This is a genomic window from Sphingopyxis sp. KK2 (assembly GCF_001990265.1).
Lineage (GTDB): Bacteria > Pseudomonadota > Alphaproteobacteria > Sphingomonadales > Sphingomonadaceae > Sphingopyxis.
Genome location: NZ_LYVN01000189.1, coordinates 1 through 6036 on the forward strand (window position 1 = coordinate 1; position 6036 = coordinate 6036).

A 6036-nucleotide genomic window follows, 5' to 3' on the forward strand; every position below is an offset into this window, starting at 1 on the left:
GGGTGAACGGCCGCGCGACCGATCCGCTCGGCTGGTTCGGGCGCGGCCCGGCACCGCGCAGCACCGCGACGCCGATCCCCATCCCGCCCGCCGCGCCGCATGTCTCCGATTTCGCGCGCCGCCGCGCCGCGACCGGGGCCGACTAAACGATGGCATCGGGCGAAACCCCCACGGCGCTTCAGCAGGTCATGCTCGGCGAACGCAGCCGGCTGGTCCGCTTCCTCGCCGCGCGCGGCGCGGGCGACGAGGCCGAGGACCTGTTCCACGAGCTGTGGCAAAAAATTGCCTCGCTGTCCGATCGTCCGGTCGGCGACCCGCGTTCCTATCTGTTCCGCGCCGCCGAAAATCTGATGCGCGACATGCGCCGCGCGACGCTCAGCCGGGCGCGGCGGCAATCCGACTGGCACGACCTTGGCGACACGCCGCAGGAGCGCCCGGCGGGCGAACGCGCGCTCATCGCGCGCGAACAGCTCGCGGCGATCGACGCCACGCTTGCCGCACTCGGCCCGCGCGTCGACCGGATTTTCCGCCGCTACCGGCTTGACGGCGCCGGACAGGCCGATATCGCGACCGAATGGGGGATCAGTCTGAGCTCGGTCGAAAAGGACCTGCAAAAGGCCTATCGGGCGCTCGCGGAGCTGAAAGCAGGTTTCGATGCGGAATAGGTCGCCCGGCTTCGTCATGGGATAAAATCCCGTCGAGACAGGGAAGTCGCGCATGACGCATCGATCCGAGCTGACCGAGATTGCCCAACGTTGGGCGATCCGCGTCGCCGACCCCGCTTTCGACGATTGGGACGCGCTGACCGCATGGCTCGAAGCCGACCCCACGCACCTCGCCGCCTATGAAGCGGCGGTCGACGGCGAATTATGGGCCGACCGCGCGCTGCGATCCGAACCGAAAACATGACCGACGCCGCGCCGCTGCTCAAGGACATCCTCGGCCCGCAGGCGCTGGCGACCGTCGCCGATGCGGGTGCGGCCGCCTCGCCGCGCTTCGACCGCGCCGCCTTCCTGGCCGCCGCCTCCGCCGGTCTCGACGCGCTGTCGATCATGGAACGGGTGCGCCACATCGCCGACGCGCTCGTCCCTGCCCTGCCCGCCGACTATGCCGCGGCGCTACCGATCATCCGCGCGATGGCGCCGCGCCTGACCCACGGCTTTCAGGCAGTCGCGATCACCGAATATGTCGCGCGCCATGGCCTCGACGATGTCGATGCGTCGCTCGCCGCGCTCGCCGATCTTACGCGTTACGGCACCGCCGAATTCGCGATCCGGCCCTTCCTCGCGCAGCATCCCGACCGCACTCTCGGCGTGATGCTCGGCTGGACGCGCGACGAAAACGAGCATGTCCGCCGCCTCGCCAGCGAAGGCTGCCGTCCGCGCCTGCCCTGGGCCGCGCGCGTACCCGCGCTCAAGGCCGATCCGACGCTCGGCGCCCCGATCCTCGAGGCGCTCAAGGCCGATCCCGCCGTTTACGTTCGCAAATCGGTCGCCAACCATCTCAACGACATCGCCAAGGACCGCCCCGACTGGCTGCTGGGCCGCCTCGCGACCTGGTCGCAGGACGAACCCGCGACCAGGTGGATCGTCCGCCACGCGCTGCGCACGCTCATCAAGGCCGGCGATCCGCGCGCGCTCGCGCTGATCGGCGTCGGCCATGGCGCCGCGGTGACGGTGCGGGGCTTCGCCATCGCGCCCGCCACGGTCCGTCTCGGCGAGCCGATCACGATCACCGCCACCCTCGCCTCCGACGCCACCGAAACCCAGCCCCTCGTCGTCGACTATCGCGTCCATTATGCCCGCCCGGGCGGCAAGACCGTCGCCAAGGTGTTCAAATGGAAGGGCCTCGACCTGGCCGCCAGCGAAACGGCGACCCTTTCGATCCGCCAGACGATCCGCGATTTCAGCACCCGGCGCCACCATGCCGGGCGCCATAAGGTCGAGCTGATCGTCAACGGCCAGGTGATGGCAGCCGCCGCCTTCGACCTGCTGCCCGGCGTCTAGGGTCCTAGGGCCGATAGGGGATCTTGTCGGGCAGGATCACCCCGACCCGCGCCGCATAGGCTTCCCACGCCGAGACCAGCGCCGCCTTGCGATCGGGATCGGCGAGCGACAGGTCGCGCGTCTCGCCGGGGTCCTGCGCAAGGTTGAACAGCCGCCACGTCCCGTCGCCGATATCGGTCAGCTTCCACTCGCCCTGACGGTACGCGCGCGATCCGAACAGTTCGGCGCCGATGCCGTCGTCGGGGCCATAGACCGGCGCCGACGGATCGCGCAGCCAGCGCGCCCACGACCGGCCGGTGATCGGACGGACGGTGCGGCCGCCCACCCTGGTCGTCGCGGCATCGACGCCCGCCAGATCGAGCAAGGTCGGCGCGATATCGGCGACCGACTGATAGGCGGTGGCGACACCCTCGCGGCGCGGCACGCCGACGCCGCTGATGAAGGCGACCGCGCGCGTCCCGCCCTCGCTCTGATAGCCCTTGGTCAGCCATGAGGGGGCAGTCGCCGCCTGCGCCCAGCCTGCACCATAGGTGAGGTACGAGCTCGCGGCGCCGCGATTGGCGAAATCATTATCGGCGCCCTTGAGCGCACCGGCAAGCATCTCCGCCCCCGTCGTCTCGACGTCGAGCGCCTCGGCGCCATTGTCGGCAAGGAAGATGATGACGGTGTTGTCGAGCTCGCCCGACGCACTCAGCGCCGCGATCACGCGGCCGACGTTCTGGTCGAGCCGGTCGACCATCGCGGCATAGATTTCCATGTTGCGCGCCGACAGGCGCTGCTGCTCGGCGGTCAGCGAGTCCCAGCTGCCGTCGCGGTTGCGCGGCGTGTGCGGCACGACATCGGCGCCGAGGAGGCCGAGTTCGCGCTGCCGCGCCAGCCGCTGTTCGCGCAGCACGTCGAAGCCCGCGTCATAGCGCCCCTTGTAGCGCGCGATATCCTCGGGCGGCGCCTGAAGCGGCCAGTGCGGCGCGGTGAAGGCGAGATAGGCGAAGAAGGGCCGGTCCCCTTTCCCCGCCGCCGGCGGTTCGCCGAGGAAATCGATCAGCCGCGTCGCGAAAAAGTCGCTCGAATAGAAATCTTTCGGCAGCACCGCGGGCTTGCCATCCTCGCGATAGGTCGCGACGCCGCGCGTCGCGGGGTCGGCGTCCGGATCGGCATCGCTTCCGAAATGATTATGCCCGCCCTGCAGCAACGCAAAGCTGCGATCGAAGCCGCGCGCATGCGGGTCCTGCGCCGCGGTCAGCCCAAGGTGCCATTTGCCCGACAGCAGCGTGCGATAACCGCCCGCCGACAGCCGTTCGGCGAGCGTCGCGACGTCGGCGCGCAAATAACCTTCATAGCCCGGCTGCCCTTGCTGGTTCGGGCGGATCATCTCGGCCATCGTGCCGAGCCCGGCAAGATGATTGTCGGTGCCAGAGAGCAGCATCGAGCGCGTCGGCGAACAGGTCGGCGCGGTGTGGAAGCCCGCGAGGCGGATGCCCGCGAGCGCCAGCCGGTCGAGGTTCGGCGTGCGGATTTCGCCGCCAAAGGCGCCAAGGTCCGAATAGCCGAGGTCGTCGGCGACGATGACGAGGAAATTCGGCCGCTTCTCCTTCGCCTGCGCGGCGGGCGCGATCACCAGCAGGGCCAATATCAGGGACGCAAGGCGCTTCATTCGATCATCCTTTGAAGGGAAGGACGGCGCGCCGCGGGCGAATGGAACCCGGGCGCGCCGCAGTCTGGGCCGGCGTAGTCGGTGGAAGGGAGAAGGTGGACGCCGGCCGGTTTCGATCAGGCGGGTTCGTACTGGACGGCCTTTTCCTGCCGCACGGTCTTGCTGCGGCGGCCGTCGATCGCGACCGGCGCCTCGCCATGGATCGTCGCGCGGCGCAGCGTGCGGCGCTGGAGCCCGAAATCGGCGGTCGCGCGGTGCTGCGTCGCCTGGTTATCCCAGATCGCGACGTCGCCCTCGCGCCAGCGCCAGCGCACGACATTCTCGGGCTTGGTGATATGCTCCTGCAGCGTCTGGAAAAGCCGCGCGCTATCGACCTGGTTCAGTCCGACGAACTGCTTGACGAAATGGCCGAGCAACAGGCTGCGCTGGCCGCTGACCGGATGGACGCGCACCACCGGATGCTCGGTCTCGTACACCGTCGAGGCGAACACATTGCGATGCTCCTTGATCCGCTTCGCCGCGCTTTCGGCATTGGGCGCCGACTGGAGGATCGAGGCGTAATCATAGAGGTTGGTGTGCGTCGCCCACAGATTGTTGACCAGCTGGCGCAGCACCTCGGGCAGGCCCTCATAGGCGGTCTCGCCGTTTGCCCATTGGGTATCGCCGCCCGCCTCGGGGATGGTGATCGCGCGCAGGATCGATGCCTTGGGATAGGCATCGACAAAGGTCACGTCGGTGTGCCAGCTCGACGCGGCATAGCCTTCGCGGCTGTCGAGTTCGAGCAGGTAGCGCGATCCTTCGGCGACCGGCACCGTCGGGTGCGCGACCGGGTCGCCGAGCAAGGCTGCGAAATCCTCATGCTCCTTGTCGGTCAGATGCTGCTGGTCGCGAAAGAACAGCACCTTGTGCCGCACCAGCGCGGCCTCGATCGCCTGCACCACCGGCGCCGGCAGGTCGCCCGACAGTTCGACGCCGTGGACGATGGCGCCGATCGTGCCGGTCACCGGCGTGATTTCCAGCGGGATATTGCGGTCGCGGGCATTGGCATAGCTGTTGTGAAGGTCCGTCATGTCAGTCTCCTTTGGGGGTTGGAAGGCAGGTCATTCGGCCAGAGCACGGCTGACCGGCCGGTGCCTTCGCCAAATTTCGGGAAGAAGGGCGACGCATCACAGCTTCGTCCGCAACGTGACGCCGAGCGTGCGCGGCTCGCCGATCAGCGCGGTGACGATGCCGGTATTCTGCGCCGACAATGTCTGGAAATAGTCCTTGTCGAACAGGTTGCGCGCCCAGATCGACAGGTCGAACAACCCGTCCTCGGTGCGGATGCCGATGCGCGCATTGGCGATCCCGTACGCCGGGACATCGGCGTAGATGCTGTTGCTCGACGAGGTGTTGAAGGTCGAGCGGTGCGAATAATCGCCATGCGCATAGACCGCGAGATCGCGCCCGCCGAGGCTGCCGAGCGGGGCCGACACGTCGCCGCCCAGCGTGTAGGTGAACTTTGGCACCCCGGGCAGCTGCTCGCCGGTCAGGTCCTGGATCGCGCCCTGGTTCAGCCGCTCGGGTGCCTGCGGGGCATTGGGATAGTCGCTGTAGGTCGTGTCGGCATAGGCCAGTGACGCGTAAAAGCTGGCCCAGCGCGACGGCGCGAAGACCAGGTCGCCCTCGACCCCGCGCGAGCGCACGCCGGGGATGTTCGCGATATATTGGCGGACGTTGACCGTGTTCGGCACCTGTTCGGTGATCGCGGTCTGGTAATCGCCGATCTCGGTCCAATATCCCGCGACGTTCAGCGTGATCCGCCGGTCCCACCACTGCGACTTGATGCCGATTTCGTAGCTGTCGACCGTTTCGGGTTCGACATCGGGATCAATCCCCGCGGGCAGGTTGGTGAGGTTGAGCCCGCCCGACTTGTTGCCGCGCGAATAGGTCGCATAGGCGAGCGCATCGTCGCTGAACTGCCAAGACAAGGTGGCGAGGCCCGACAGGCTGTCGTCGCTGAACGCCGTCGAATAGCTGACCACCGGGTTGAACTGGTTGCGGATCGCCAGCGCCGCGGCCGCGATCGCCGGCGGCAAGGTCGACAGGTCGGTGCCCGCGACATGGATCTGGTTGAACGACCCGTCCTTCTTTTCATGCGTGTAGCGCAGCCCCGCGGTCAGCGTCAGCCGGTCGGTGAATTTCCAGTCGAGCTGGCCGAACAGCGCATAGCTGCGCGTGCGCGGGTCGGAGGTCGAATTGGCCTCGAAGCCGTTGAGCGCGGCGTCGCTGACCGCCACGGGCACTGTCGGCAGGTTCCACAGCCCGGCGGCGGGGCCATAGGCGGTCGCGCCCTTGCCGCGGATGATCTGCCAGAAATAATAGGCGCCGACGACA

Annotated in this window: 6 protein-coding genes; 3 read left to right on the plus strand and 3 right to left on the minus strand. The window is 68.1% G+C overall.

The annotated features are described in order from the left end of the window. Nucleotides 1-149: 149 nt before the first annotated feature. Genes B1A78_RS19805 through B1A78_RS19815 form a run of 3 tightly spaced genes read left to right on the plus strand, consistent with a single transcriptional unit; the run spans nucleotide 150 to nucleotide 2006 of the window. Nucleotides 150-665 (plus strand): RNA polymerase sigma factor, encoded by a 516-nt coding sequence (locus B1A78_RS19805; RefSeq protein WP_077148601.1) that lies wholly within the window; start codon nucleotides 150-152, stop codon nucleotides 663-665. 52 nt (nucleotides 666-717) lie between these two features. After that, the gene (locus B1A78_RS19810) at nucleotides 718-909 is read left to right on the plus strand and encodes a hypothetical protein (RefSeq protein WP_077148602.1); all 192 of its coding nucleotides are present in this window, start codon (nucleotides 718-720) and stop codon (nucleotides 907-909) included. Beyond that, nucleotides 906-2006, plus strand: a complete 1101-nt coding sequence (locus B1A78_RS19815) for a DNA alkylation repair protein (protein WP_077148603.1) — start codon at nucleotides 906-908, stop codon at nucleotides 2004-2006. The genes B1A78_RS19810 and B1A78_RS19815 overlap by 4 nt, the downstream gene beginning before the upstream one ends. Nucleotides 2007-2010: 4 nt before the next feature. Here the strand turns inward: B1A78_RS19815 and B1A78_RS19820 are convergent, their stop codons facing one another. From B1A78_RS19820 to B1A78_RS19830, 3 genes are all read right to left on the minus strand, one after another. Then, the gene (locus B1A78_RS19820; protein WP_077148604.1) at nucleotides 2011-3660 is read right to left on the minus strand and encodes an arylsulfatase; all 1650 of its coding nucleotides are present in this window, start codon (nucleotides 3658-3660) and stop codon (nucleotides 2011-2013) included. A gap of 116 nt (nucleotides 3661-3776) precedes the next feature. Beyond that, a complete protein-coding gene (locus B1A78_RS19825; protein WP_077148605.1) occupies nucleotides 3777-4730 on the minus strand; it encodes a TauD/TfdA family dioxygenase in 954 nt (317 codons plus the stop codon). A gap of 96 nt (nucleotides 4731-4826) precedes the next feature. Beyond that, on the minus strand, nucleotides 4827-6036 hold a 1210-nt coding region (locus B1A78_RS19830; RefSeq protein WP_144037920.1), incomplete at its 5' end, for a TonB-dependent receptor.

Coding starts and splice junctions, on each gene's coding strand:
- B1A78_RS19820 (WP_077148604.1), bottom strand. CDS start 3,660: ATGAAGCGCCTTGCGTCCCTGATATTGGCCCTGCTGGTGATCGCGCCC.
- B1A78_RS19805 (WP_077148601.1), top strand. CDS start 150: ATGGCATCGGGCGAAACCCCCACGGCGCTTCAGCAGGTCATGCTCGGC.
- B1A78_RS19810 (WP_077148602.1), top strand. CDS start 718: ATGACGCATCGATCCGAGCTGACCGAGATTGCCCAACGTTGGGCGATC.
- B1A78_RS19815 (WP_077148603.1), top strand. CDS start 906: ATGACCGACGCCGCGCCGCTGCTCAAGGACATCCTCGGCCCGCAGGCG.
- B1A78_RS19825 (WP_077148605.1), bottom strand. CDS start 4,730: ATGACGGACCTTCACAACAGCTATGCCAATGCCCGCGACCGCAATATC.